Source organism: Massilia agilis (assembly GCF_024756255.1).
Taxonomy (GTDB): Bacteria; Pseudomonadota; Gammaproteobacteria; order Burkholderiales; family Burkholderiaceae_D; genus Telluria; species Telluria agilis.
Map to the genome: position 1 here is coordinate 215,092 of NZ_JANUHB010000006.1, position 25,633 is coordinate 240,724.

Annotated in this window: 25 protein-coding genes and 1 pseudogene; 14 read left to right on the forward strand and 12 right to left on the reverse strand. The window is 68.8% G+C overall.

Annotated features, from left to right (window positions below; genetic code table 11):
- Positions 1–22 precede the first annotated feature (22 nt).
- Genes NX774_RS21115 through NX774_RS21125 form a run of 3 tightly spaced genes read left to right on the forward strand, consistent with a single transcriptional unit; the run spans position 23 to position 2,672 of the window.
- The gene (locus NX774_RS21115; protein ID WP_258824256.1) at positions 23–655 is read left to right on the forward strand and encodes a DUF4254 domain-containing protein; all 633 of its coding nucleotides are present in this window, start codon (positions 23–25) and stop codon (positions 653–655) included.
- Complete coding sequence (locus tag NX774_RS21120; RefSeq protein WP_258824257.1) at positions 652–1,497, forward strand: glycosyltransferase family 2 protein; 846 nt, start codon at positions 652–654, stop codon at positions 1,495–1,497. Before NX774_RS21115 ends, NX774_RS21120 begins: the two co-directional genes overlap by 4 nt.
- On the forward strand, positions 1,494–2,672 hold the full coding sequence (locus NX774_RS21125; protein ID WP_258824258.1) for a glycosyltransferase family 9 protein: 1,179 nt from the start codon (positions 1,494–1,496) through the stop codon (positions 2,670–2,672). The genes NX774_RS21120 and NX774_RS21125 overlap by 4 nt, the downstream gene beginning before the upstream one ends.
- 267 nt (positions 2,673–2,939) lie before the next feature.
- Here NX774_RS21125 and NX774_RS21130 read toward each other — a convergent pair whose 3' ends face one another.
- Genes NX774_RS21130 through NX774_RS21145 form a run of 4 tightly spaced genes read right to left on the reverse strand, consistent with a single transcriptional unit; the run spans position 2,940 to position 8,060 of the window.
- The gene (locus NX774_RS21130; RefSeq protein ID WP_258824259.1) at positions 2,940–3,992 is read right to left on the reverse strand and encodes a glycosyltransferase family 9 protein; all 1,053 of its coding nucleotides are present in this window, start codon (positions 3,990–3,992) and stop codon (positions 2,940–2,942) included.
- 11 nt (positions 3,993–4,003) lie between these two features.
- Positions 4,004–5,020, reverse strand: coding sequence for a radical SAM protein (locus tag NX774_RS21135; RefSeq protein WP_258824260.1), 1,017 nt, complete (start codon positions 5,018–5,020; stop codon positions 4,004–4,006).
- 8 nt (positions 5,021–5,028) lie between these two features.
- Positions 5,029–6,384, reverse strand: a complete 1,356-nt coding sequence (locus tag NX774_RS21140; RefSeq protein WP_258824261.1) for a N,N-dimethylformamidase beta subunit family domain-containing protein — start codon at positions 6,382–6,384, stop codon at positions 5,029–5,031.
- A complete protein-coding gene (locus NX774_RS21145) occupies positions 6,381–8,060 on the reverse strand; it encodes a carbamoyltransferase family protein (RefSeq protein ID WP_258824262.1) in 1,680 nt (559 codons plus the stop codon). Before NX774_RS21145 ends, NX774_RS21140 begins: the two co-directional genes overlap by 4 nt.
- A 163-nt stretch (positions 8,061–8,223) precedes the next feature.
- On the opposite strand from NX774_RS21145, the gene NX774_RS23445 reads away from it, so the two are divergent.
- Together NX774_RS23445 and nudC are read left to right on the forward strand one after the other, a co-directional pair.
- Positions 8,224–8,994, forward strand: coding sequence for a DUF4142 domain-containing protein (locus NX774_RS23445; protein WP_307731391.1), 771 nt, complete (start codon positions 8,224–8,226; stop codon positions 8,992–8,994).
- Between the two features lie 61 nt (positions 8,995–9,055).
- Positions 9,056–9,877 carry an NAD(+) diphosphatase gene (gene nudC, locus NX774_RS21160; protein WP_258824263.1) on the forward strand — a complete coding sequence of 274 codons (822 nt, stop codon included), beginning with the start codon at positions 9,056–9,058 and terminating at the stop codon, positions 9,875–9,877.
- Here nudC and NX774_RS21165 read toward each other — a convergent pair.
- Positions 9,874–10,758, reverse strand: a complete 885-nt coding sequence (locus NX774_RS21165; protein WP_258824264.1) for a hypothetical protein — start codon at positions 10,756–10,758, stop codon at positions 9,874–9,876. The genes nudC and NX774_RS21165 overlap by 4 nt on opposite strands.
- 146 nt (positions 10,759–10,904) lie before the next feature.
- Between NX774_RS21165 and folE the strand changes: the two genes are divergently transcribed.
- The 3 genes and pseudogenes from folE (at position 10,905) to NX774_RS21180 (ending at position 12,705) form a co-directional block, all read left to right on the forward strand.
- Positions 10,905–11,471 carry a GTP cyclohydrolase I FolE gene (folE, locus tag NX774_RS21170; protein WP_258824265.1) on the forward strand — a complete coding sequence of 189 codons (567 nt, stop codon included), beginning with the start codon at positions 10,905–10,907 and terminating at the stop codon, positions 11,469–11,471.
- Positions 11,472–11,540: 69 nt separating this feature from the next.
- Positions 11,541–11,816: pseudogene (locus NX774_RS21175) on the forward strand (transposase); the annotation flags it as partial.
- 280 nt (positions 11,817–12,096) lie between these two features.
- Positions 12,097–12,705: a phosphatase PAP2 family protein gene (locus NX774_RS21180; RefSeq protein ID WP_258824266.1), complete on the forward strand. Its 609-nt coding sequence runs from the start codon at positions 12,097–12,099 to the stop codon at positions 12,703–12,705.
- A 14-nt stretch (positions 12,706–12,719) separates the two neighbouring features.
- Here the strand turns inward: NX774_RS21180 and NX774_RS21185 are convergent, their stop codons facing one another.
- Complete coding sequence (locus NX774_RS21185) at positions 12,720–13,133, reverse strand: hypothetical protein (RefSeq protein WP_258824267.1); 414 nt, start codon at positions 13,131–13,133, stop codon at positions 12,720–12,722.
- Positions 13,134–13,336: 203 nt separating this feature from the next.
- Here NX774_RS21185 and NX774_RS21190 point away from each other — a divergent pair, with 203 nt between their 5' ends.
- Genes NX774_RS21190 through NX774_RS21200 form a run of 3 tightly spaced genes read left to right on the forward strand, consistent with a single transcriptional unit; the run spans position 13,337 to position 17,123 of the window.
- Positions 13,337–13,924, forward strand: a complete 588-nt coding sequence (locus NX774_RS21190) for a 2Fe-2S iron-sulfur cluster-binding protein (protein ID WP_258824268.1) — start codon at positions 13,337–13,339, stop codon at positions 13,922–13,924.
- An 8-nt stretch (positions 13,925–13,932) separates the two neighbouring features.
- Positions 13,933–14,916: an FAD binding domain-containing protein gene (locus NX774_RS21195; protein WP_258824269.1), complete on the forward strand. Its 984-nt coding sequence runs from the start codon at positions 13,933–13,935 to the stop codon at positions 14,914–14,916.
- A complete protein-coding gene (locus NX774_RS21200; protein ID WP_258824270.1) occupies positions 14,913–17,123 on the forward strand; it encodes a xanthine dehydrogenase family protein molybdopterin-binding subunit in 2,211 nt (736 codons plus the stop codon). Before NX774_RS21195 ends, NX774_RS21200 begins: the two co-directional genes overlap by 4 nt.
- Before the next feature lie 30 nt (positions 17,124–17,153).
- On the opposite strand, the gene NX774_RS21205 is transcribed toward NX774_RS21200, so the two are convergent.
- From NX774_RS21205 to NX774_RS21225, 5 genes are all read right to left on the reverse strand, one after another.
- Positions 17,154–17,825 carry an ABC transporter ATP-binding protein gene (locus NX774_RS21205; protein WP_258824271.1) on the reverse strand — a complete coding sequence of 224 codons (672 nt, stop codon included), beginning with the start codon at positions 17,823–17,825 and terminating at the stop codon, positions 17,154–17,156.
- 64 nt (positions 17,826–17,889) lie between these two features.
- Positions 17,890–18,723 carry an ABC transporter permease gene (locus NX774_RS21210; protein ID WP_258824272.1) on the reverse strand — a complete coding sequence of 278 codons (834 nt, stop codon included), beginning with the start codon at positions 18,721–18,723 and terminating at the stop codon, positions 17,890–17,892.
- Positions 18,720–19,697 carry an ABC transporter substrate-binding protein gene (locus NX774_RS21215; protein ID WP_258824273.1) on the reverse strand — a complete coding sequence of 326 codons (978 nt, stop codon included), beginning with the start codon at positions 19,695–19,697 and terminating at the stop codon, positions 18,720–18,722. The genes NX774_RS21210 and NX774_RS21215 overlap by 4 nt, the downstream gene beginning before the upstream one ends.
- A gap of 22 nt (positions 19,698–19,719) precedes the next feature.
- Positions 19,720–20,643 carry a TauD/TfdA dioxygenase family protein gene (locus NX774_RS21220; protein WP_258824274.1) on the reverse strand — a complete coding sequence of 308 codons (924 nt, stop codon included), beginning with the start codon at positions 20,641–20,643 and terminating at the stop codon, positions 19,720–19,722.
- Between the two features lie 30 nt (positions 20,644–20,673).
- Positions 20,674–21,462: a sulfurtransferase gene (locus tag NX774_RS21225; RefSeq protein ID WP_258824275.1), complete on the reverse strand. Its 789-nt coding sequence runs from the start codon at positions 21,460–21,462 to the stop codon at positions 20,674–20,676.
- 235 nt (positions 21,463–21,697) lie between these two features.
- On the opposite strand from NX774_RS21225, the gene NX774_RS21230 reads away from it, so the two are divergent.
- Both NX774_RS21230 and NX774_RS21235 read left to right on the forward strand, forming a co-directional pair.
- Entirely contained in the window at positions 21,698–23,038 is a 1,341-nt protein-coding gene (locus NX774_RS21230) for an MFS transporter (RefSeq protein ID WP_370660463.1), read from the forward strand.
- Positions 23,039–23,065: 27 nt separating this feature from the next.
- Positions 23,066–23,563, forward strand: coding sequence for a MarR family winged helix-turn-helix transcriptional regulator (locus tag NX774_RS21235; RefSeq protein WP_258824277.1), 498 nt, complete (start codon positions 23,066–23,068; stop codon positions 23,561–23,563).
- A gap of 60 nt (positions 23,564–23,623) precedes the next feature.
- Here NX774_RS21235 and NX774_RS21240 read toward each other — a convergent pair whose 3' ends face one another.
- Entirely contained in the window at positions 23,624–24,607 is a 984-nt protein-coding gene (locus NX774_RS21240; protein WP_258824278.1) for a quinone oxidoreductase family protein, read from the reverse strand.
- 84 nt (positions 24,608–24,691) lie between these two features.
- Here NX774_RS21240 and NX774_RS21245 point away from each other — a divergent pair, with 84 nt between their 5' ends.
- Positions 24,692–25,573, forward strand: a complete 882-nt coding sequence (locus NX774_RS21245; RefSeq protein WP_258824279.1) for a LysR family transcriptional regulator — start codon at positions 24,692–24,694, stop codon at positions 25,571–25,573.
- Positions 25,574–25,633 lie beyond the last annotated feature (60 nt).

A 25,633-nucleotide genomic window follows, 5' to 3' on the forward strand; every position in this document is an offset into this window, starting at 1 on the left:
CCAAACTGAAGGGAGGGCGCAGATGCAAGGCATGCTCGATGCGTGGGCGATCGTGCGGTTCCACGACCGCGAACTGGCGCGTGCCGGCTGGCCGGCGCCGCTGCCGCCCGGCCTGCCCGGCGCCTGGCACTGGATCGGTGCCAACCACCGTTGCAACTGCCTGCTGTGGCGTGAGGAAGATCGCGCGCGCCGGCGCAACGTGCCGGCCAGCGACATCGCCGCGAGCAAGCGCCTGATCGACCAGCACAACCAGGAGCGCAACGACGCGGTCGAGGCGATCGACGAGGCGATCCTGGCCGAGCTGGCGCACGTGCGGCTGCGGCCCGGCGCGCGCCTGTCCAGCGAAACGGCGGGCGCCATGGTGGACCGGCTGTCGATCCTCGCCCTCAAGATCCACCACATGCGGCTGCAGGCCGAGCGCGTGCAGGCCGGCGCCGCCCATGTGCAAGCCTGCGGCGCCAAGCTCGAGCAGTTGCTCGCACAGCGGCGCGACCTGGCCGGCTGCCTGGACCGGCTGCTTGGCGAGGCGCGTGCCGGCGACACCTATTTCAAGGTCTACCGCCAGTTCAAGATGTACAACGATCCGGCCCTCAACCCCTACCTGTACGCGCAAGCAGCCGGGCAGGACGCGGCGGCCGGGAAGGCGGCGCCGTGAAGCCGCTGCCGGTGGATGTGCTCATCCCCACGCGCAACCGGCCGGCGGCGCTGGCCGTCACCCTTGCCGCACTGGGCGCGCAGTCCGGCGGGCCGCTGCGCATCGTCGTGTCCGACCAGTCCGATGGCGCGAGCGTGTATGACGACGCTCAGGTCACGGCCGTGCTGCGCTACCTGGTGGCGCGTGGCCATCCGGTGGAAGCGCTGCGCCACCTGCCGCGGCGCGGCATGGCCGAACAGCGCGCCTTCCTGCTGGCGCAGGCGCAGGCACCCTGTTGCCTGTTCCTGGACGACGACGTGATCCTGGAACCCGACCTGGTGGAGCGGCTGTACCGTTCGCTTGTCGCCCAGGGCTGCGGTTTTGTCGGCAGCGCGCTGCACGGGCTTAGCTACCTGGGGCAGGTGCGGCCGTGGCAGGAACACATTGCGTTCTGGGACGGCCCGGTGCTGCCCGAGGTGGTGCGGCCGGGCGGGCGGGCGTGGGCGCGGCACCACCTGCACAGCGCCGCCAACCTGTTTCACGTGCAGGGGCGGCTGGGCCTGACGCGCGACTCCGAGCGCCACTACCGGGTCGCGTGGATCGGCGGTTGCGTGCTGTTTGATACCGCCAGGCTGCGCGAGTGCGGCGGTTTTGACTTCTGGCGCGCGCTGCCGCCCGAGCATTGCGGCGAGGACGTGGTGGCCCAGCTGCGCGTGATGGAGCGCTACGGCGGATGCGGGCTGATCCCGTCTGGCGCCTACCACATGGAATTGCCGACCACGGTGGACACGCGCGAGGTCGATGCGCCGCAGGTGCTGCTTGGCGGGGACGACACGGCTTGCGGGCAGGACCGGACGGTATGAGCAGCAGGCGAGCACAAGCCAGCACGCGCGGCACGTCCCGTGCATCTGGCAGCGTTGCCGGGGCCGCAGTGGCGGGGCCGGCACAGGTACAGGCGCAGGCGCAGGTTCGCGACAGGCTCGACAACGTGAACAAGATCGCAGTGCTGGTGCCGCATTCGGTCGGCGACTTCGTGTTCACCTTGCCGGCACTGCACGCGCTGCGCCTGGCCTATCCGCAAGCCGAGCTGGCGCTGGTCGGCCAGCCCTGGCAATGCGCACTCCTGCATGGGCGGCCCGGGCCGGTGGACAAGGTGGTGCTGATGCCGCCGTATCCGGGCGTGGGCCTGGCCGCGGACGACCCGTGCGGCGACAGCGCGGCTGCGGCCTTCCTTGAGCAGACCCAGGCCGCGCGCATCGACCTGGCTGTACAGCTGTTTGGCGGTGGACGCTATTCCAATCCGTTCGTCCAGCGTTTCGGCGCCCGGCTCGCGGTCGGCCACCGGGCCGACGATGCGCCGCCGCTGGATCGCTGGGTGCGGTACGCGGTGCCGAACAACCGCAGGCTTGCCCTGCTCGAAGTGGCGGCACTGGCGGGCGCGCCGCCGCCGCCCTTGGGCGATGAATTCGCCGTCACCGAGGCCGACCGCGCCGAGGCGGCCAAGGTATTCCGGGTCTGCGCGGGGCGTCCGCTCGCCGTCCTGCAGCCGGGCTCCACCGATCCGCGGCGTTGCTGGCCGGCGGAATCGTTTGCCGCGGTGGGCACCGCGCTGGCGAAGGCCGGCGCGGCGGTCGCCGTCAACGGCACGGCCAGCGAGGCTGCCGTGGTCCGCGCGGTGATTGATGCAATGCCGTGGCCGGCAATCGACCTGACCGGCCGGCTGTCACTTGCCGGCCTGTGCGGCTTGCTGGACGGCGCGGCGCTGATGGTATCCAACGATACCGGCCCGCTGCACCTGGCGCTGGCGATCGGCACACCGAGCGTGGGCATCTTCTGGTTCACCAACCTCATCGATGGCACGCCGCTGCGCCAGCATTTGCTGCGCTCGGCGCTGTCGCTGCGCCTGCACTGCCCCGTGTGCGGCGCAGAGAACGTGCGCTTCCGCTGCCCGCACGATCCGAGCTTCGTGTCGGACGTGCCGGTGGAACAGGTGACGGAACTCGCAGTGTCGCTGCTGCGCAGTGTCACTAAGCAGTAGGCGTGCTGGCCGCTGGCCCAGGCGCGGTCGTCCCCGCGCAGGCGGGGACCCATGCGGCGCCACCACAGCCGTGCAAGCCGCACGGCCGCGCACTCAGCATGGGTCCCCGCCTTCGCGGGGACGACGGTCTTGAGGCGCGGGGTGATTTTGGTGTCGCTTGAATCCACGTTCCCCCGCGCCCGGCTGCACCGCGGCCCGCTGGCCATGCCGGTCCGGCCCCTGACCCTGCGTCCGGTGCTGCCCTGGCGATCCGCCGCCAAGCTGCCGTCACCAGTATGGCCACATTCCTGTGGCGCGCTCGGTGTCGGGTTCGGCGCCGGAGAGCAAGGCGCGCGCGTGCTGCAGCACGGTGGCCGCCCGTTGCGCGCCGGGGTCCCAGATGCAGCGATGGTTGTGCCGGTCCAGCGGCGCCCAGCGCGCGATGTCGGCCTTGCTGAAGATGACGACACTCTTGAGCTTGAGCCCGGCGGCAAGGTGGGAGACGCCGGTGTCGTTGCACACGAGTAGACGGGCGCCGTGCATCAGGTGGGCCATGGCGCCGATCGAGATGGGCGCGGCAGCGTTGACCGCGTGGTTGCGCATGTGCGCCGCCACTTGCCCGGCCAGCGCGGCCTCGGCGGCCGATCCGGTCAGCACCACGTCCACGCCAAATTCATCGGCCAGGTGGTCGGCCACCTCGGCGAACCGCTCCGGCGGCCAGCACTTGTCGCGATAGCGCGCACCGGGATGCACACAGATGTAGCTGCCGGGCTCAAGCCCTTCGGCAACGCCGCTGTCCTGCAGTTCGCGCTCGTCTTTCGGGGACAGGGGAAACTCGAGGTGCTTGCCAACCGGGTGTGCGCCGATTTTCTCCACCAGCGACAACACCCGCTCGGGTTCGGTGCCGGTTTCGGGGTAGGGCAGCAGCACGGTGCTGTCGGTGCACACCGGGTCGCCCCGCGTGTAGCCCGCCATCGCCTGCGCGCCAAAGCCGGCCACGATCTCGTTGGTGATGTCGCCACTGCCGTGCATCTGGATGGCCAGGCTGCTGTCGCGCGCGCACATTTCGGCGTAGAAGGCCGTCTGGTCGTGTTGCCGAGCCGGTTGTTCGGGCAGCAGCGGATGGCCGGGGAAGGGGATGAACTCGTCGATGTAGCGGCTGAAGCGCTCGGCAAACTGGCTGGCCCATGGCAGGCCCACCAGCGTGATGTGGGCGTCGGTGAGCGCGCTGCGCAATGCACGCAGCGCCGGTACCGCGCACAGCATGTCGCCCAGCTGCAGCGCGCGGAACACGACGACGGATCGCACTTCGAGCCGGTGCAGCAGTGGTCGGCGGTTCACAGTTTCCTCCATCAGAAGGTTCCCCGGTAAATGGCGCAGCCGGCGCACACCTGCGGCGGCTCGGGCGACGACAAGCGCGCGCGAAACTCCGCATAGCGCTCGCCGGCCCAGACCGCGGCCACGCCTTGCCGGGCCATGTCGCCCATCGATATCCGGTCCGGCGTTGCCACCATGCAGCACGGCATGGCCTTGCCGTCGTAGCTGATGTAGGCTCCGCGCCATGGCCAGTCGCAGCGCGCCGGCCCCGGCACCTGCGGCGCGTGCGGGCGCGGCGCCAGGCGCGGCAGGCGCAGCTCCAGCCCAAGTGCCGCCGCGGTCGCACGCGTTTCGTCGAACACGGCTTCTGCATGCGCGCGGTCCGCGTTGCCCAGCAGTTCGGCGTCGATGAACGCGCGCATCGGCAGGTAGCGTTCGGGCAGCGTGTCCTCGCTGAAGTCGTGGCACAGCTGCTGGACCGCCAGGCTGTCCACGCCCAGTTCCGCCGCCAGGCGCGCCAGGGCGGGCAGGCCGTCGAGCGTGCTGCGCATCAGCACGGCGATGAGTACGATGCGGGGCTGGCCGCCGCCCGTGGCGCACCGGGCGGCCAGCACGCGCCGCAGGTTGCGCAGCACCAGCGGCAGCCGCGCGCCCACGCGCACCCAGGCGTACGCGCGCGGGTCGGCCGAGTCGATCGACACGTGCAGGGTGTCCAGCCCGCTGTGCACGCAGCGTTGCGCCTGTTCGTCGGTCATCACCGTCATGTTGGTGTTGGTCGAGACGCGGATGCCCCGTGCCGCCGCCAGGCTGACCATGTCGAAGAAGCGCGGGTGCATCAGCGGCTCGCCCAGCCCTTGCAGGTGCAGCTCGGCCAGTGCCGGGAACTGGTCGAGCAGTGCGCGGAAGGTGTCCTCGGCCATGAAGGCGGGCGGTCCGGCCTGGCCGTCGGCACGGAACTGGACCGGGCACATGCGGCAACGCAGGTTGCACTGGCCAACCGGCTCGATCTGCACGAAGCGCGGCAGCGGCGGGTGGATGCTCGGCTCGTCCATGGCATTGCTCACAATCGCAGCATCCGGTCGAGCACGTTGCGGGTGATGCGCTCGACCCGCTGGTCGCGCCCGCTGTCGAGCACCTGCGCCCAGTCGGTGGTGCCGGCCGCAAACACCATGCCGGGCCGCGTGAACACACCCATCGCGGCCGCGTGCACGCCCTCGCCGGCGCCATGGCGCGTGCGTGGTGGCAGCTCCTGCCAGCGCGCGTCGAGCGGGCAGGCGGCCAGCAGCTGGTAATCGGCCGGGGTGCCTTCCTCGTCGCGCCAGGCCGACAGGGTCGCAATGCCGGTGTCGCGATCGAAGCTGTCCAGCGGCACGCCGTCGCATTCGTAGCCGGCCAGCGGCGGCCAGGTGTGCTGGCCGAATGCCTCGCCGCGCTCAAGGCCGGTGCCCTCGAACACCCAGTGCCCCGGTTGCTGGACGATGTAGCCGGCGGTGCTGCGCGCGCCATCCCACCATCCGCCGCCGTGGCGGTAACTGGCGCCGGACAAGGCATCCTCGGGACGGCCCGCGCCGCCCTGTGGCCACCAGTGGTCGCGCGCGCCGCGCGGCCCGCCCTGGTGGCAGACCATGGCCGTGCCGCCGTCCACCAGGTGAATCCGCCACCAGCACACGTTCGCGGCGAAGCATGCGAGGTTGCCGCCGCGCCGCGTGAAGTCCTCGACCGCGTCGCGCATCGGTTCGCTCCAGTACTCGTCATGCCCGGCCGAGACCAGCAACCGGTAGCGGTACAGCAGCTCGGGATCGTCGTGCAGGTCGAGGTCGGTGCAGCACTCGGGCGCGTAGCCCTTGCGCGCCAGCCAGCGCAGGAAGCGCGCGTCCCAGTGCGCGAAGGTCTGGCGCGGCGAGCTGGCGTCGTAGTGGTCGGGCGCACACCAGACCGTGCCGCCGATGCCGCCCCCCGGCCGCTGCAGCGAGACCCGTGCCCCCGGCGGATCGGCCGAACGGGGCGGGTCGAGGTAATAGCAGGCGCCGCCGGTGCAGTTGTAGGCGTGGTAGGTTGCCAGCGGCAGCTTGTACAGCATACCGCCCTGGCGCATTCCGCGCACGACGAACAGCGCGGCCGCAGAGTCCAGCGCCAGGTCGAGCGGCTTGCCACCGGGCTCTTGCAAATGGGCGATGTAGACCCCGGACGGCCAGTCCTTCGGCACCGTGAACGCGTAGGGCGGCCAGCCCCAGTCCTCGGCCGCGCCGCGCTCGGGCGCGCGCTCGCCGGGCAGCCATGCGCTTTGCCACAGCAGTTGCAAGCCGTCGCCCCACCGATAAAAGCCGACGCAAAAGCGCGGGCTGTCGGTGGCGACGTGCAGCACCAGCCGCTCGCCCGGCAGGACGCTGGCGCGGCCCGGGTAGCCGCGTATCATTCGGGCAGCTCCGGCTCGATGCGCTTGCGCAGCAAGAACGGTGGCATCGCCAGCGCGTGCAGCGGCATGCGCCGGAACGAGGTGATGGCATCCAGCGCCGTCTCGACGATCGGTTCGTCCTTGCCGTTGAATGAGGTGTTGAGCAGCACCGGGATGCCGGTGCGCGCATGAAAGCCTGCCAGTAGCGAGCGCAGCAAGGGATCGTCCTGCGGGCCCACGGTCTGCAGGCGCGCGGTGCCGTCCACATGGGTGATCGCCGGCACCAGCGACGCCAGCGCCGGGCGCACGGGCGCTGCGAACTGCATGAAGCGGCACGGCCCAGCCAGCTCGAAAAAGTCGGCCGCATGCTCTTCCAGCACCATGGGCGCGAGCGGGCGGAACCACTCTCGCTGCTTGACGCGTGCATTGATCCAGTCGCGCATGTAGCCGTGGCGCGGATTGCCCAGGATGCTGCGGTGCCCGAGCGCGCGCGGCCCGAATTCGCTCCTGCCCTGGAACAGCCCGACCACCTTGCTGGCGCACAGCAGGTCGAGCATGCGCTCGCACAGCGCGCCGCGCCCGCGCAGGCGCTCGACGATCAGGTCGGGCGCATCGGACACCGCCGCCTCGATGGCCGACAGCGCGGGCTCCGGGCCGAGGTAGTCGCTGGTCCAGCGGAACTCGCATTGCGCGCCCGCCAGTTCGGCCAGGCCGTACATGGCGCAGCCAAGGGCGGTGCCGGCATCGCTGGGCGCCGGCGGAATGAACACCTGCCGGAACGGCGTCTCGCGCAGCAGCCGCTCGTTGGCCGAGCAGTTCAGGCCGGTTCCGCCGGCAAAGCACAGGTGCTCGGATCCGGTGGCCGCGTGCAGCCAGCGCGCCACCTGCAGCAGCGCCTCCTCGAACGCGTGCTGGCCGGCGGCGGCCAGGTTGGCGCAATCGGAAAAGCGCACCCCGGGCGAGCCGTAACGAAAGCGCTTGCGCTCGCCCAGCAGCGCGCGCCACGCGGCGGGCACGCTGACCTGGCCGCCGTCCACGTCCAGCGGCGGCAGCGAAAACGCAGACCGGTTGCCGTGCGGCGCCAGCCCCATCACCTTGCCCTCGTTGCCCTCGCCCGGGAACATGGTTTGGGTGAGCATGAAGTAGAACATGCCCAGCCCCGCCAGCCGGTGCTCGTCGCGGTCCCACACCTGCTTGCCGATGCAGTCGATGCGTTCGCGGCTGGCGCGGTAGAACGACGACACCTCGCGCCAGTCGCCCGGCACGGCCGCCGCACCGCTCCAGTGCTCGGTCAGCTCGGACACGGGGCTGCCCTGGCCGTCCACCACCATCACCGCCGCCTCGTGGAATGGCGACGGATGGAACACGCTGTACAGGTGCGCCAGGTGGTGCGAGATGCGCACGCGCCGGCAGCCGGGCGCAAGGCGCAGGGTCTGCTGCAGCTCGGCCTCGTACTCGGGCAGGCGCGCCACCTCTTCGTCGGATGAAAAGCATTCGACCAGCACGTCGATGGGCCGGTCGAGCCCGGGCAGGCGTTCGCGGTAGATGTTGCGCAGGTCGCCCGGCCGGCCCCAGTGGTGCTTGCGGCGCGTGAGCCGCTCTTTCTGGATGGCCCAGATGAGCGTGGACCCGTGCAGCAGGCAGGCGCTCGCATCTTGTGTGCGGTTCAGTCCCAGCACCACGGGGCCATCGTTCATCTTGTTCTCCTGGTTGGTTGGCGCAAGCGGTGAAGCGGTCCAGCCCCCCTTTGAGCAGGATGAGTTCAAATTAGTTCGTGGCGAGCGCATGCAAAAGCGCGAAACCTGTGCGCCGCAACGAGGTCAGACCTGTTTTTCCAGACCATTGCCAAGGGAGGGCATCATGGCGCGCGTCAATCCGATCCAGATCCAGAAGTACCTGAAGGGCGTCGACTACCCGGCTTCAAAAGCAACGCTGCTCGATACGGCCAGGCGCGAGGGCGCGGACGAGAACGTGTGCGCCTCGCTGGAGCAGCTGCCGGACGAACAGTTCCAGACCCCGGCCGACGTCAGCCAGGCTTTCGGCCGCCTGCCCGACGAGGCGCCCGGCGCGCCCGCAGCGGGCCGCGAGGCTGCTGGCCGCAAGGAGGAATCCCGGGCCGGCGGCAAGGAGGCCGGCAGGGAGCACGGTGCGCACAAGGAAGCCGCCCCGGCGCGCCGCGAAGGCGGCCAGCGCTACACCGGCGGCAACGAGTTCCTGATCGAGGCGATGCAGGATTCCATGGCGGAGATACAGGTTTGCGAGATCGCGATCGAAAAGTCGGAGAACGCGGACGTGAAGAAGTTCGCCCAGGCCATGATCGACGAGCACGGCCGCATGGGCCGCGAGTTGGAAAAGCTGGCCGCCGACAAGGGCCTGGAGGTGCCGCGCCAGGTCCGGCCCGAGCAGGAGCTGACGGTGGACGAGCTGTCCAGCCTGTCCGGGCGCGATTTCGAGCAGCGCTGGATCCAGTACAACATCGACGTGCACGAGCGCGACACCAAGGTGTTCCGCCATTACGCGCAGGATGAGCCCGACCGCGACATCGCCACGTTGGCCAAGAAGCACGGCGACGCGCTGGGCAAGCACCTGAAGGCCGCGCACGACCTGGGCAAGAAGCTGGCAAAACCGTGAGCCCGGCGGGCGCGGCGCGAAAACGGTATCATCGGAGCATCTTGTTCCAACGACACCAATAATGCTGCAAACGCCCGCCACCTTCACGCCCCTCCTGGTCCGGCAGGAGCATGACGATCCGTTGAATTTCCTGTTCCATGGCAACAGGCTGCTGGTGCGCGAGCACGACCTGGCCCTCCCTGACCAGGACGTGCTGCGTGCCCTCGAGCTCGACCCGCGCCGGATGCAGCCGGTCGGCTTGCTCGACCGCCGCTATGCCCAGGCCGGCTGGCTCGACAACGAAACGGTCCCGGCCGGCTACGCCCTGCAACCGCTGCGCGGCCTGATGTTCGGCAGCATGGACGAGACCCTGGTCGGCGTGGCCGCGCGCGCGGCCCAGGTTGCCGAGTGGGCGCGCACCCACCGCTTCTGCGGCGCCTGCGGCGGCAGCACCGAACAGGCCACGGGTGAGCGCTGCTTCAAGTGCCCCGCGTGCGGCCACATGGCCTATCCGCGCATCTCGCCAGCGATGATGGTGCTGATCCGCAAGGGCGATTCTGTGCTGCTCGCCATGCACGTCCAGTCACCGGCCAAGCGCTTTGTGCCGCTGGCCGGGTTCCTGGAAGCCGGGGAATCGATCGAGGAAGCCGTGCACCGCGAGGTGTTCGAGGAGGTCGGCCTGCGCGTGCAGAACCTGCGCTATTTCGGCAGCCAGTCCTGGCCCTTCCCGCACTCGCTGATGATTGCCTTCACCGCCGATTATCTGGACGGCGAGATCCGCGTGGACCCGAACGAGATCAGCGAGGCGCGCTGGTTCGGGCCGCACGACGAGTGGCCGGAACGCGTGCCGCACATCTCGATTTCGAGCGTGCTGGTGGACGCGCACCGGCCCACGGGCCGCTAGCTCGCCGCGGCGACGGCGGCCGTGGTGCCCGCTGCCGCCTGGCGCCGCTCGCGCGCCACTTCTTCCGGCTTGCTGCCGGTGGCGCGCATCTGCACCGCGCGCTGCAGGATGTCGAACCAGAAGGGCGCCCCGAACAGCGTGGTTGCGGCCGTCATCAGCCAGCCCGCCACCTGCAGCAGGAAGGCGTTGTCCAGGTGCGGCGGGAAGCTGGTCCAGCCGATCGGCAGCGCCATGAAGGCCTGCACCGTGGCCTGGTCGAGCGCGCCCGGCGCACCGTTGATGCCGGCGGACAGTACCGGATGCTGCCAGAGGGTACGGAACAGGTGGATGCTGTCCACGTTGAAAAAGATCGCGACCAGCAGCGAGATCAGGAACGAGATCAGCAGTTGCTGGCGCTTGTAGGCCCCCGACACGCGCTCCATCGCATTGTCGAACCAGCTCGCCACCAGCGCCTGGAACTGCTCCAGCCCCGCCGCCCGCTTGTACAGCCCCTGCAACACGCGCCTGACCTGCGGATCGGGAATCTGCTCGATCGCGCTGCCCAGTGCCTCGTAGGTGGCCGGCCCGTTTTGCGCGATCGTGTCCACCAGCGCAATGGCGAAGTGGGCAGGCTCGATGTAGGATGGCTTGGACTTGAGGTCGTGTTCGTCGGTCGCGGCGCCGTCGCCATGCGGATTGACCAGCGGGTGGCCGTACACGGCCTGCGCCAGCTGGGTGAAGCTGGGGTCGTTGAGCATGCTCTTGATGCCCGCCAGCAGGGTGTTGGCGCGCAACCGGAAGATCGAGGCCAGCGCTTCCTGAATGGTGGTGACGATCAGCGCGACGGTGCCGAAGCAGAAAGTTAAGCCGATGGCAACTTCGAGGACTGTGCTGCCTAGCATGGGTGTTCTCCTCAGGAAAGGTACCCGGTAACGCTAGCCCGTTTCTGCAAATGACGAGTTCGGCTGGATCAAAGAATCGGGCCTCTCCGGTCGATTCCGCGCATTTTCTATATACTCTCGGCAATCGCAGAAAATCAGGGTTGACCATGTCTGACAAAGAAGCCTTCACCGAAAACGACTGGCGGCGCCTGCTCGCCAGCTTCGGCGAAGATCCAAACCGTCCCGGCCTGCACGAGACGCCGGCACGCGTTGCCAAAGCCTGGAAGCACTGGACCTCCGGCTACGACCAGGACCCGGTCGAGATCCTCAAGGCGTTCGAGGACGGCGCCGAGGAATACAACGAACTGATCGTGGTGCGCGGCATCCCGGTCTACAGCCACTGCGAACACCACCTGGCGCCGTTCTTCGGCAAGGCCACGGTCGGCTACCTGCCCAACGGCAAGATCGTCGGCCTGTCCAAGCTGACCCGGCTGGTCGATGTGTTCGCCAAGCGCCTGCAAGTGCAGGAGCGCATGACCATCCAGATCGCCAACGCCCTGATGGAAGCGCTGGAGCCCAAGGCGGTGGGCGTGGTCGTCAAGTGCCGCCACATGTGCATGGAAAGCCGCGGCATCCGCACCCCGGGCGAGGAAACCATCACTTCCGCCATGCTGGGCGAACTGCAGCCGAACCTGGCGCTGCGTACCGAATTCCTGGCACTGGCCCGCGACTGATCCATTTCGAGCGGGGTTCGGGAACCTGTTCCAGATCGGGCGTCTCCAAGTGATTTTGGGGCGACCGACATGGCCAGGCCAGAATTCCCGAGCGACATCTCGCGCGAGCAGTTCGAGCACATCCGAGACATGCTGGAAGCGGCGCGGCGCAAGACGCGCCCGCGCAAGCACGACCTGTACGACGTCTTTTGCGCCGTGCTGTATTTCCTCGATTCCGGCGCGGCGTGGCGCAGCATGCCGCCCGAGTTCCCGCCCTGGCGCACGGTGCACGAATACTTCACCCAATGGACCATGCTGCGCGACGGCGACAAGACCCTGCTCGAGCAGGCCCTGGAGCGGATCGGCCGCACGAAGGAAATTGACCGCCTGCACAAGCTGCTCGGCCCGCGCTAGGTAGGGTGGGCAGGTCTCCTGCCCACGCGTCCAAACTCCGTGTGACAGCCCGGTAAGGCAGACCCTCGAGCCCACGCCGCGTGTCCAACCGCGCGGGCTCGAGAGCCCGCCCTACGCCAATTCACCCGTCCTGTAACACTCTGTTGCGATTTCGCGTGGCAAGCCTTGTCCAGCTTGCGTTAAGCTAGTCCCATCTATTGTCATTTCGATATCAAAGCGGACGGCGGCCATCATGCTCGAACACCTCAACCTCTACCTGTTCTCCCTCTTCAACGCACAGGCCGGCCTGCACGGCTGGCCCCTGTCCGCCGCCCTGTTTGCCGCCGAACGGCTGATCCTGCTGGTGCCCCTGATGCTGCTGCTGCTGTGGATCGGCGGCGACAGCCTGCAGCGCCAGGCCGCTGTGCGCGCCGCCCTCGCCACCGCCGGCGCGCTGGCGGCCAACGCCGTCATCGGCCTGCTCTGGTTCCACCCGCGCCCGTTCGTCGCCGGCGTCGGGCACACCTTCATGCACCACGCGCCGGACAGCTCGTTCCCCAGCGACCACGCGACCATCATGTTCACCGTCTCGCTGGTGCTTGCCTTCAGCCAGTCCGTCAACGCGCGCCGCATCGGCGCCTGGCTGTTGCCGGTGTCAATCGTGGTGGCGTGGTCGCGCGTCTTCCTCGGCGTGCACTATCCGGCTGATATGATCGGCGCCCTGTTCGTCGCCCTTGGCATGCTGGCGCTGGTCAACACGCGGGCTCCGGCCGCGCTGTGCACCACCCTGGTGCCGGCCATGGAAACCGTGTACCGCCGGGTGCTGGCCGCGCCCATCGCCCGCGGCTGGTTGCGTCCGTAAGCAGTCCTTGCGGCTCAGCGCATCGCCATCGTCGTCGAACCCGCTTCCACGAACACCAGCTTGTCCGCCAGCAGCCGGAACGCGCCAAGCGGCGTGCCGCCTGCGGCCGCCGGCGTGGCAAGCTGGCCGCAGCGGCTGGTTTCCACGCGCAGCAGCCGATCGCCCGCCTGCACGGTGAAAATCCCGTTCCCGTTGGCATACAGCGCGACATCGAGCCGTTCCGACGGAACCTTTCCTAACGAAAAGCGCCGCTGGCATTCCGGCAGGTTGGACGCAATCACGTCCAGGTTCACGTCCTTGCTCCAGAAATAGTCCTGCTGCGCGTGCACCACCAGGGCGCGGTCGGTGCCGGCCACCAGATAGCCGGCCGCGCCATCGACGCAGGCGGACAGCAGCAGTGGTGCAAGGAGGACGAGTGCGTTGCGCATGACGGGCTCGCTTGGTTGGACATGTCCAGTATAGAACTCTTCACTGGCAAGCCGCACACGCAACGGGTGTCAGCCGGGCTCCCCGGATTTTCGATTTGCGCGATGATTAGCCGGCTCGCATGGGCAGCCGGTCCCGGCACGGGAACCGCCTGCCCCGCCCCCGGTCAGACACGTTCCGCGCACTTCCTTGAAAGACCACCGCCATGCCTGAAGACCAACTGAACCAGCGCGCCGTCCACGAGCCGCTCGCCGCCGCGCCCCACGTGCCGCCGCAGAAAGTCACGCTGCGCATCAACGGCGCGCTGCACGACCTGATGATCGAGCCGCGCGTCGCCTTGCTCGACGCGCTGCGCGAGGTGCTGGAGCTGACCGGCACCAAGAAGGGCTGCGACCGCGGCCAGTGCGGCGCCTGCACCGTGCTGGTGGACGGCCAGCGCATCAACGCCTGCCTGACGCTCGCGATCATGCAGGAGGGGCGCGACATCGTCACGGTCGAGGGGCTGGGCGAGTTCGGCGTGCCGCATCCGGTGCAGCAGGCGTTCATGGACTGCGACGGCTTCCAGTGCGGCTACTGCACCCCGGGCCAGGTCTGCTCGGCGGTGGCGCTGCTGGGCGAAGTGGCCCGCGGCGACGCAAGTCGCCTCACGCAAGGGGACGCGCTTCTTGCGGGCGAACTGACCGACGACGAAATCCGCGAGCGCATGAGCGGCAACCTGTGCCGCTGCGGCGCCTATCCCAACATCGTTTCCGCGATCCGCGGCGTGGTCGAACGCGGCGCGCCCGGAGCCTAGGGCAGGCCATGCAGTCGATCTCGTACGAACGCGCGCGCGACGTGCCGCACGCGCTGCAGCTCGGGCGCGACCCCGGCGCCAGGTTCATTGGCGGCGGCACCAACCTGCTCGACCTGTACAAAAGCGGAATCGAACGGCCGCTGCGGCTGGTTGACGTGAGCCGCCTCGACCTGTCGGGCATCGGCGAGTTGCCCGACGGCGCCCTGCGCATCGGCGCCACCGCCACCAACACGGCCGCGGCCAACCACCCGCTGGTGCGCCAGCGTTACCGCTTGCTGTCCGACGCGCTGCTCAGCGGCGCTTCGGCCCAGCTGCGCAACATGGCCACCGTGGGCGGCAACCTGCTCCAGCGCACCCGCTGCTACTACTTCACCGATCCCGCGCTCGGGCCCTGCAACAAGCGTACGCCCGGCGCCGGCTGCGCCGCGCTCGATGGCTTCAACCGCATCCATGCAATCCTCGGCGCCAGCGTGCACTGCATCGCGGTCAACCCGTCCGACATGGCGGTGGCGCTGGTCGCGCTCGATGCGGTGGTGCGCGTCGCGCAGCCCGGCGGCGAGCGAACCGTGCCCGTGCTCGACTTCCATCGCCTGCCGGACGAGCGCCCGCAGGACGACACCGTCATCGCGCCGGGGGAACTGATCACGGCAATCGACCTGCCGCCGCCGCGTTTCACGAACACCCACTACCTCAAGGTGCGCGACCGCGCGAGCTATGCGTTTGCGCTGGTCTCGGTGGCCGCAGCCGTGGACCTGGACGGCGGCGTGGTGCGCGACGCGCGGGTGGTGCTGGGCGGTGTGGCGCACAAGCCCTGGCGCGCCTTCGCCGCCGAGGACGCGCTGCGCGGCCAGCCGCTCGCGGCGCCGGTGCTGGAGCGCGCCAGCGAAGCCGCGGTCGAGAACGCACGCCCGCTGGCCCACAACGGCTTCAAGGTCGAACTGGCGCGGCGCGCCATCGAGCGTGCGCTGCGCACCGCAGGAGGCGTGGCATGAGCATCCTCGGCAAGCCCATCAACCGCACCGACGGCTGGGCCAAAGTAAGCGGCGCCGCGCGCTACTCGGCCGAGCACACACTGCCCGGCATGGCGCATGCCGTGCTGGTGACGAGCACCATCCCCCGCGGGCGCGTGCTGCGCATCGACGCCGGCAGCGCCGAACAGGTGCCCGGCCTGCTGCTCGTGATGACCCACGAGAACGCGCCACGCCTGCCTGACGAGACAAAGTCGGGCAAGGTCCAGCCGCCCATCGGCCGTGTGCTCTCGCTGCTGCAGGACGACCAGGTCCACTACAACAACCAGCCGATCGGCGTGGTGGTGGCGGACACGCTCGAGCACGCGCGCGAGGCGGCGGCCCGCCTGTCGGTGGAATACGAAACGGCGCCCGCGGTACTCGACTTCGACGAAGCGAAGGAGCACACGCACCCGCCCGACAAGGTGCTTGGCGAGCCTGCCGACAGCGCGCGCGGTAACCTGCAGGCCGGGCTGCTGGCGGGCAGCGCGCGGCTGGACGAGGTGTACACCACCCCGTATGAGACGCACAACCCGATCGAGCCGCACGCCACCGTCGCCGCATGGGCCGGCGCTCACCTCACGCTGTACGACTCGACCCAGTACATCAAGGGCGTGCAGCGCATCGTGGCCCAAACGCTGGGCATCGAACCCGAGCAGGTGACCGTGCTGTGCCCCTTCACCGGCGGCGGCTTCGGCTGCAAGGGCTCGGTGTGGTCGCACGTGGTGCTGGCCGCGATGGCGGCGCAGCAGGCCGGGCGCCCGGTCAAGCTGGTGCTGGACCGGAACCAGATGTTCGGCCCGGTGGGCACACGACCCATCACCGAACAGCGCATGAAGCTGGCCGCCATGTCCGACGGACGCCTGACCGCGTCGAGCCACGACGTGCTGGCCTACACCTCGATGATCGAGGACTGGATCGAACCATCCGCGCTCGTCACGCGGATGCTGTACGCGTCGCCCTGCCAGGCCACCACGCACCGGCTCGCGCGCATGAACCTGGGCACGCCCACCTTCATGCGCGCCCCCGGCGAGGCAACCGGAACGTTTGCGCTGGAAGCGGCGCTCGACGAACTGGCCTGCCAGCTCGGCATCGATCCGGTCGAGCTCAGGCTGCGCAACTACGCCGAGCGCGATCCGGAAAAAGACGTGCCGTTCTCGAGCAAGTCGCTGCGCCAGTGCTACGAGATGGGCGCCGAGCGCTTCGGCTGGTCGCGCCGCAATCCGCAGCCACGCTCGATGCGCGACGGCGACAAGCTGGTCGGCTACGGCATGGCCACCGCCACCTACCCGACGCGCCGCTCGCCGGCCGGGGCCAGCGCCGCCATCGACGAGGAAGGCCATGTGCGCGCGCGCTCGGCCACGCAGGACCTGGGCACGGGCACCTACACGGTGATGACGCAGGTGGCAGCCGATGCGCTCGGCGTGCCGGTCGCGCAGGTGCGCTTCGAGCTGGGCGACTCGCGCATGCCCGAGGCGCCCGTATCCGGCGGCTCGACCACGGTGGCCAGCGTGTCCTCGGCCGTGCACGCGGCAGCCACCGCGCTGCGCATGAAGCTCATCTGGATTGCCTCCGCGGATGCGCGCTCGCCGCTGCACGGTGCCATTCCCGACCAGGTTGGGGTGGAGGACGGCTGGCTCTACCTCAAGAGCGACCCCGCACGGCGCGAACGCATGTCCAGCATCGTCAAGCGCCACGGCAAAGGCCCGGTCGAGGTCACGGCCGATGCCGCGCCCGGCCACGAGAAGGAGCACTACTCGATGCACGCATTCGGCGCCGTGTTCGTCGAGGTGTGGGTGGACGAGGCGCTGGGCGAGATCCGCGTGCCGCGCGTGACGGGCGTGTACGGCGTGGGCCGGCTGCTGAACCAGAAGACCGGATACAGCCAGCTCATGGGCGGGATCGTCTGGGGCATGGGCATGGCGCTGTTCGAGGAGACCGTGTACGACAAGCGCAACGGACGCGCCGTCAACGGCAACCTGGCCGAGTACCACGTGCCGGTGAACGCGGACGTGGGCCGGATCGACGTGCTGGTGGTGGACGAGGACGAGCCGCATGCGAACCCGCTGGGCGCAAAAGGCATCGGCGAGATCGGCATCACCGGCGTGGCCGCCGCGATTGCCAATGCCGTGCACCACGCCACCGGCAAGCGCATACGGCACCTGCCGATCACGCTCGACAAGCTGCTATAAGCCGCCGCCGGCGCTGCCCGCGCGCTCCGCTCAGGCGTGCAGCGCCGCCATCACCTCGCGATGAATCTCGAACAGCGCGGGATCATCCGGATCGCGTGGCCGCGCGATGTCGACCGTGATGGTTTGCACCACCTGGGCCGGGCTTCCCCCCAGCAGCACGATCCGGTCCGCGAGGAACGCGGCCTCGAGCATGTTGTGGGTGACCAGCACGCCGGTCGGCCGCGCGCGGGTGTCGTCCATCCACAGCGACTGCAACATGCTGCGCACGCGGCGCGCGGTCAGCTCGTCCAAGGCGCTGAACGGTTCGTCCAGCAGCAGCACGTCCGGCTGCACGGCGAACGCGCGCGCAATGGCGGCGCGCTGCTTTTGCCCGCCCGAGAGAAACTGGGGATACGAGTGCGCATGCTCGAGCAGTTCGACCTTGGCAAGCAGCGCCGCCACGTCCGGCGGCACGCCCTTGGCCTGCCCGCCAGTCACGATCGAGATGTTCTCCGCAACGCTGAGCCAGTCCAGCAGGCGCGGCTGCTGGAACACCACGCCCAGCTTCACGTCCCCGGCCGGCCGGTCGAACCCGACCTGGCCGCGCGACGGCGCCTCGAGCCCCGCGATCAGGTTGAGCAGGGTCGACTTGCCGCACCCGGAAGGCCCCACCAGCGCCACCAGTTCCCCTGCCCGGATCTCCAGGTCCAATCCGCTGAACACGGGCTTCGCATGTCCGCTTCCATGTCCGGCATACGCCTTGTGCAAGTCCTGTATGCGCACGCCGCTAGTCATCGCCGTCCGCCTTCTTCCATCGGTTTGCACACGCTTCAAGCGGCCGGAATATGCCATGTTCGACCAGCAGCATGGCGAACCAGAATGCGAGCGTGAGCGCAATGACGCCCTCCACGTTCTGGGTGCTGAACTGCGAATTGAGCTGGTAGCCGACGCCGTTGGACATGCCGAAGATCTCCACCAGCACGATCACTTTCCAGGCGATCGAGAACCCGACGCGGCAACCCGAGATGATGAAGCTGAACAGCAGGGGCAGCCACACCTTGCGCAGCACCACCATGAATGGCAGGCGGAACACCAGGATCATCTGCGCCAGTTCCAGCCCCAGCGAGCGAACGCCGTGCTGCACCGAGATGACCAGTGATGGCAGCACGCCCAACGCAACCGCAACCACCGGCGAGACGAGGCTCACCCCAAACCAGATTACGCACAGCAGCGCCCACACCAGCCCGGGGACGGTCAATCCGAGGATGATGCCGGGTTCGAAAAAGCGCTCGGCCGTCTTTGACAAGGCGGTAGCGATCCCCACTGGCAGCGCAATGACCAGCGCGAGCAGGAAGCCCAGCGCCATGCGCGCGAAGGTGATGGCGATCTCCGACAGTGCAAAACCCGATGCCGAAATCTTGATGAGCTCGCGCCCGATGGGGGCGGTGTGCGGCACCAGCGGCGACTCGAGCAGGCTCGCCATGCATTCCCACGTTGCCACCAGCAGCACGAAGAACAGCGCCTGCGGACCGAACCGTGCCGCCAGCTGCCGCAATCGGGCGGCAGCTGCGGCAAGGGACGGCGGCTCGGCCGGGACCAGCCACAGCTTTTCCGTCTTCATGCTGCGCCGGCGCCGACGTAGAGTTTGCGTGACGGCACCCGATCGATCACGCCGAGTTTCGCCGCAACCTCGACCTGCTTGTCGATCACGGCAAATACGCTCTCATCCCAGCGCGTCGCATATGCCGGCGCCAGCCGGCTCGGCAGCAACCCGGCCGCCTTGGTTTCGTCCGGCTTCAGGCCGATCTGGCTGGCGATGGCCAGCAGGCTGGCCGGTTCGCGCCGCACGAGTCCGTTCACGCGCTGCAGCAGCGCCACCAGCTTGGCGGCGGTCGCGCGGTTGGCCTCATACCATGCGCGGTTTGCCGCCAGGCCGAGCAGGATCGGGTCTTCGTGCTGCCCGGTGGCCTGCTTCCAGATGTCGGCCACGCGCGCGATCTCGCGCGCGCCGCGCGCCACCACGCGCGTGGCGGTCGGCTCCAGCGTGATGATCGCATCGACGTCGCCGCGCTCGAACAGGGCGAGATTGGCGGTTGGCGAGCCGTGGATGACTTTCACGTCTTTTTTCAGGTCGATGCCGATCAGCGATGCGGCAATCCGCGCTTGCTGGTAGGTTTCGCTGCTTTCGTCCGTCGTGGCGATCGTCTTGCCGAGCAGGTCGGCGGGTTTGCGGAACGGGCTGTCGCCGCGGACCAGCCAGCGGCCGTGGTTGTTCAGCGCCGGCCCGAACAGGACGATGTCGCTGCCGCGGTTGGCCAGCGTGGCCAGTCCCACGGCGCCGAACACGCCCACGTCGAGCGACCCGGCGCTTAGCTGCACCTGCATCTTGCCCGGATCGGCGGTGACCCAATTGAGCGACAGGGACGGGTCGGTGTTCAACCCGTGGCGCTCGATCAGCGCTCGCCAGGCGGACCCCGCGCTGCCGGGCGAGGGCAGGGTGATCCGCACGGCCGGTGCGGCGCCGGCCAGCGCCGGGCCTGCGAGAGCGCCCAGCGCCGCGGCGCCGGCAGCCTGGATGAATTGTCTGCGTTGCATCTTGAAGTTCCTTTTGAAATGTCTAGAGCACCAGGGCGCGGTGCAGGACACGGCGTTGCTGGCCGAAGTCCGGCACGCCACGGTGCTGGACCGTGCGGTTGTCCCATATCACCGCCTCCCCATCCTCCCAGCGGTGGCGGGCCTGCACCTCCGGCGCATTGACGGCATCGAACAGCACGTCGAGCAGCGCCTGGCTGGTGCGGCGGGTCACGCCGAGGATGCGGTGCGTGTAGAGCTCGTTGGCAAAGATCTGCTTGCGGCCCGTCTCCGGATGCACCCGCACCAGCGGCACCTCGATCGGCGGATACTTCTCGCGCTGCTGCGCCCGCTGCGCGAAGTCGTGGTAAGCCAGCGTCAGGAAGCCTTGCGCCTCCACGTCATGCACCGCCGTGAGCGATTCGATGTATGCCGCAAACAGCGGGTCGAGCAGGTCGTAGGCCGCGACCGCATTGGCGAACAGGGTGTCGCCGCCCAGCCCCGGCGCGGATTGCGCAAACAGCGCCGTAAAGCGCGGCGGATCGGGCTGGAACACCTGGTCCATGTGCCAGATGTAGTTCATGCGGGTCTTCTTGATCGACGAATCGATCGCATTCAGTTGACCTTCGCGGCCGCGGTCGGGCGTGTAGGGCGTGTTCATCAGGCGCGGCGGCCCGAACAGGCCAACCAGATGCTCGAAGTGCTCGGCCCGTACCGTTCCCGGTTCGAAGGACAGGAAGCCGAAGCGGACCAGGGCGTCATGGATGAACTGCTTCAGGGCGGGGCTGACCTCGCCGGTGTCATCGATGCGCAGCCCGCTTACCCGGCCGCCCAGGGTGGGCGAGAGCGCCGTGATGCTGACGCCCTCATGGGAGATGGGGCGGGTGTCGTAGCGCGCCAGGTCGAGCAGTTTGGCCTGGATGCGGTCGAGTTTTTCTTCGTCGACGAAGATGCCGATATCGGATTTCATGGTGTGAGTGGGTATCAGGGGTTGGGGCGCTCAGGCCGAAAGCGGGGTGGCGTCGACCGGGTACGCATCGACATTGCCCCATTCGTTCCACGATGCCGGATACACCGCGGTCCCGGCCAGTCCGGCCAGCTGCAAAGCGAGGAAGGTGCGCGCCGCGCGCCCGCCGCCGCCGCAGTACACGATCGTCTTGCCAGCGGCGCCGAGCGCGCCCGCGGCCTGCGAAACCTGTGTGGTGCTGGCAAAGCGGCCGAGCCCGTCCAGCTCTTGCCGCGTGTCCCAGAAGCGGGCGCCCGGAACGCGTCCGGCGCGCCGGGCATTGCTGCGCTTGCCGGCGTAGTCGTCCCATTCGCGCGCATCGAGCACCAGGGTGCCCTGTCCGGACGCTGCCAGCACGTCATCGGCCGTGGCGAGGTAGGCGTCTTGCACACGCAATTCGAACCGGGCCGGCTTCACTTGCGGCGCGTCCACGCTCAGTTCTCCCTGCCATGCCTTGATGCCGCCGTCGAGCACCGACACCTGCTCCACCCCCGCATAGGCCAGCGCCCACGCCACCCGGGCGACGTTCACCTCGTTTTCCGCGCCCGTCACCAGCACCGGCGTGCACGTGGTAAGGCCGAGCGAGGAAAGCGTCCACGCAAGCAGCGTGTGGAACCGCTCGATCGATGCGCGGTCGGTGCGGGCCAGCACCAGCAAGGCCGGGTCGATGTGGCGGGCGGCGGGAATATGCCCTGCCCAATACTGCGTCGCGGCACGCGCGTCGAGGATGATCGTGCCGGGGGCGTGCGCGTCGTCCGCGCCTGCAAGTCTGAATGTCGCCATGTGTTCCTCCCTTCGCCCGCCAAAGCGGGATTCTCAAAATTCGATGGGAAGATTTTATAGTTAGGGTACTTACGATTCGAACGTATATTAACTAATTTGGATATCTGATTTTCGCGCTTCTGCCGCAGCGTCGCGGCTGCGAAGATACGGCGTGCCCATCACCTGTCGCTACTTTCATATGCAGCATCGCTCGGACTTCCGTCCCTTATCCATCCTGGTTGGTTGCGCGTTCTTCATGGAGCAACTGGACGCGACGATCATCAGTCCCGCCATTCCCGATATCGCCCGCTCGCTCGCGACCAATCCGCTGAGCCTGAACATCACCATGACGGTCTATTTGTTATGCTCGCTGGCGTTCATTCCGCTTGGCGGCCCGCTTGCCGCGCGCTGGGGGACGCGCAGCGTCTTCCAGTGCGCGATCACGCTGTTCGTGCTCGGATCCTTGTTGTGCGCGCTCTCGTCCGGCCTGGTGTCGCTCGTGCTGTCGCGCGCCGTCCAGGGTGTGGGCGCGGCGCTGATGGTTCCCGTCGGGCGCACCGCCATCGTCCACACGGTGGGCAAGCCGGACCTGGTCCAGGCGCTGGCCTGGATGATCACACCGGCCATGGTCGGCCCCATGCTCGGGCCGCCGCTTGGCGCGCTGGTGACCACCTACGCCTCCTGGGAATGGATCTTCCTGATCAACGTGCCGATCGGCTTGCTTGGCCTGCTCACGTCGCGCCGCCTGATGCCCCAGCTTCGCGACCAGTGCGATGCGCCGTTCCAGGCACGCGAATGGCTGCTCATGAGCGCGGTGCTCACGCTCGCGATCCTCCTGCTCGAGCAGGCCAGGCACGGGACTGGCGCCACCCGGTTGCTCATGCTCGGCCTGCCGCTGGCCGCGCTGGCCGGCTGGTACGCGCTGCGCTTCAGGTTCGCCGCGCGCCCGATGGTCGATTTCCGGCTGCTGTCGGTCGGCACCCTCGCCACCGGATTTTGGGGCGGCGCGCTGGTCAGGGTAGGCTATGGCGCCTTGCCCTTCCTCCTGCCGTTGATGCTGCAGGTTGGCCTGGGGTTCAGTGCGCTTGAAAGTGGCGCGGTGCTGCTGTCCAGTGGCGCGGTGGCGTTCCTGGCCAAGACCGGGACGGCGCGGCTGCTCAGGCGCTGGGGATTTCGCCGGGTCCTGCTCTGGAACGGCCTGCTGTGCGCCTTGGCGCTGCTCGGCTGTGCGCTGGCGGGCGCGCGGGGATGGAGTGTGGCGGGTGCCGCACTGGTGGCTTCGCTCGCGGGGCTGTCCCGTTCGATCCAGTTCAACGCGCTGACAGCGATTTCCTATGCGGACCTGCCACCGCAAAAAATCGCGCTGGCGACGACGCTCAACACCCTGGGCTGGCAGTTGGCGATCATGTTTGGCATATCGCTGTCGGCGCTCGCGGTAGAATGGTCGGCAAGGCTGGCCGGGCGCAGCGCGCCGGCTGCTTCCGACTTCTCGATGGCCTTCGTCGTGGTTGCGCTGTTCGCCTTTGCGGCCATGCCGTGGTACCGGATCCTGCCGGGTCAGGCGGGGCAACAGCTCAGCGGATACCGGCCCCGATGATCGACAGTTCCCATCCCCTTTGCCAGCATGCCTTCCGCACCGATCGAAAACCTGTCCCAGTTGTACCTGCGTCCTGGCTTCATGCTGCGGCGCGCCCATCAGATATCCGTCGCGATTTTCGAGGGAAGTTGTGCCCGGTTGGGCCTCTCTCCGGCACAATACGCGGTCCTCGTCGCCTTGCATGAACTGCCGGGGTCGGCGCAGGGCCAGCTGGGCCGGGTGCTGGGAATGAACAAAGTCACGGTATCCCAGGTAGTAAAGGTGCTGGAGGAGCGAGGCTGGGTGGCCCGGACGACCGGGACTGGCGACCGGCGCTGCAGGCAGCTGGTGCTGACCCGGTCCGGCAAGAGCACCATCAGGCGCGCGGCTGGCATGGTGCAGCAGGCATACGACACGCTGATGTCGCCATTCGATGCCACCGAGCGCGCACTATTCACGCAGCTTTTGCAAAAAGCCGTGTGTGAGCTGGAACCGCATGCGCGGGCAGCGCTCGAGCCGATAGCCGAACAGGATGGCACGGCCTAGGCCGGACCGCGCCGCCTGCGCACCATCCTGGCGGCGCCGGACGCGCGCCGGCCGCGGACACTACGGCCGCAGCAGCACCGAGCCGGTCGTCTGGCCGGACTCGATCAGCCGGTGCGCCTCGGCCGCTTGCGCCAGCGGCAGTTCCTGGCCGATCTGCACGCGCATGCCCTGTTCCAGGCGCTGCAGCGTCGCCTGCGCGCCTTCCCGATAGCGCCCGATGTCGCTCATGAAGCGAAACACGCCTGGCCGCGAAAACGCGATCGAGCGGTAGGGGCCGATGTCCGCCGGGTTGATCGCATCGATCTCGCCCGCCACCTGGCCGATGCTCGCCGCCATCCCGTATGGCCGCACGGCTTCCAGCGTCTGCCTGAGCGTCGCCCCGCCGATGCCGTCGATCGCAAAGTGCACGCCCTCGCCGCCGCCGAACGCGCGCGCGGCAGCCACGAAGTCCTGCTCGCGGTACAGCACTGCTTCGTTCAGGCCATGCGCCAGCGCCAGCTCCGCCTTGGGCACGCTGCCCACGGTCCCGATCACGCGCGCGCCCAGCGCTTTTGCCCACTGCACGAGCACGAGCCCAAGGCCGCCGGCCGCCGCGTGCACCAGCACCGAGTCGCCGGGGCGCAGCGGGCGCACGTAGGAAAACAGCATGTGCGCCGTAATCCCGCGCAGCATGGCGCCCGCCGCGGCCTCGAACGAGACCGCATCGGGCAGCGGGATGGCACGCTCGGCCGGCAGGTTGCGCGCCGTCGCGTAGCTGCCCACCGGTGCGCCGGCATAGGCCACGCGCTGGCCCTCCACCAGGTCCGTCACGCCGGGGCCGACCGCCTCGATGATGCCAGCGCCTTCCGCGCCAAGCGTGGCCGGCAGGACCGGCAAGGGGTACAGGCCGGTGCGGTGGTACACGTCCACGAAGTTCACGCCGATGGCGGCGTGGCGAATGCGGACCTGGCCCGGGCCGGGCGGGGGCAGTGCGACCAGCTCGGTCTTCAGTTCCGAGCGGTCGCCGTAGGCGTGGATGCGCACGTGTTCGATTGCGGTGTTCATGAGGTTCTCCTGTCGGGGTTGATGTTGCAGGCAATGGTAGTCCGTGCAAAAATCAACCGAAATCCAAAAAAATGAACAGTTATCGTGCAAAAATCGACCGAAACATCCCTCGGCTGGGATGACGTGCGCTACTTCCTGGAGCTGGCGCGCCAAGGCAAGCTCACCGCAACCGCGCGCGTGCTCGGGGTCGAGCACTCGACCGTGGCGCGGCGCGTGAGCGCGCTCGAAGCGCAGCTTGGCTTGCGCCTGTTCGACCGCCTGCCCAAAAGCTGGGTGCTGACCAGCGAGGGCGAAGGCCTGCTCGGCTACGCGCGCCGCATCGAAGAAGAGGCGCTGGCCTTCAGTCGCGCCGGCGCGGGCTATGGCGCGCTGCGCGGCACGGTGCGCGTGTCCGCACCGCCCGTGTTCACGAGCGCCTTCCTGGCGCCCAGGCTTGCGCTGGCGCGCGAGCGCTGGCCCGGCATCTCGATCGAACTGATCGGCGAGCCGCGCCAGGCCAACCTGTACCGGCGCGAAGCCGACCTTGCGGTGCGCCTGTCACGGCCGCACGAAGAGGGACTTGCGGCCAGGCGCCTGGGACAGATGGGGTATGCGCTGTACGGCGCGACGCCATGGGTATCGAAACCGGAAGCCGCGTGGGAATTCGTCGGCTACGACGAGCTGCTGCGCGAAACGCCCCAGCAGCGTTGGCTGGAACAGCTGGCGGCCGGGCGGCCGTTCAGCATGCGCACCAACGACCTGGCCACGATGTGGATGGCTTGCCGCGGTGGGCTGGGCCTGGCGGCGCTGCCGCACTTCCTCGCGCGCGGGGACGATACGCTGGTGCGCTTCGACCAGCATCCGTGTCCGGTCAACCGCGAGGTCTGGCTGGCGGTCCACCCGGACGTGCGCCGGTCGCCACGTGTGAAGATGGTAGCCGATCTGGTCGCCGAGCTGATTCTAGGAGAAGAGGCACTGCTGGCCTGACTCGTAGGGTGGGCGGGTCTCCCGCCCACGCGTCCAGGCAGAGCCGGCGCGGACTGAACG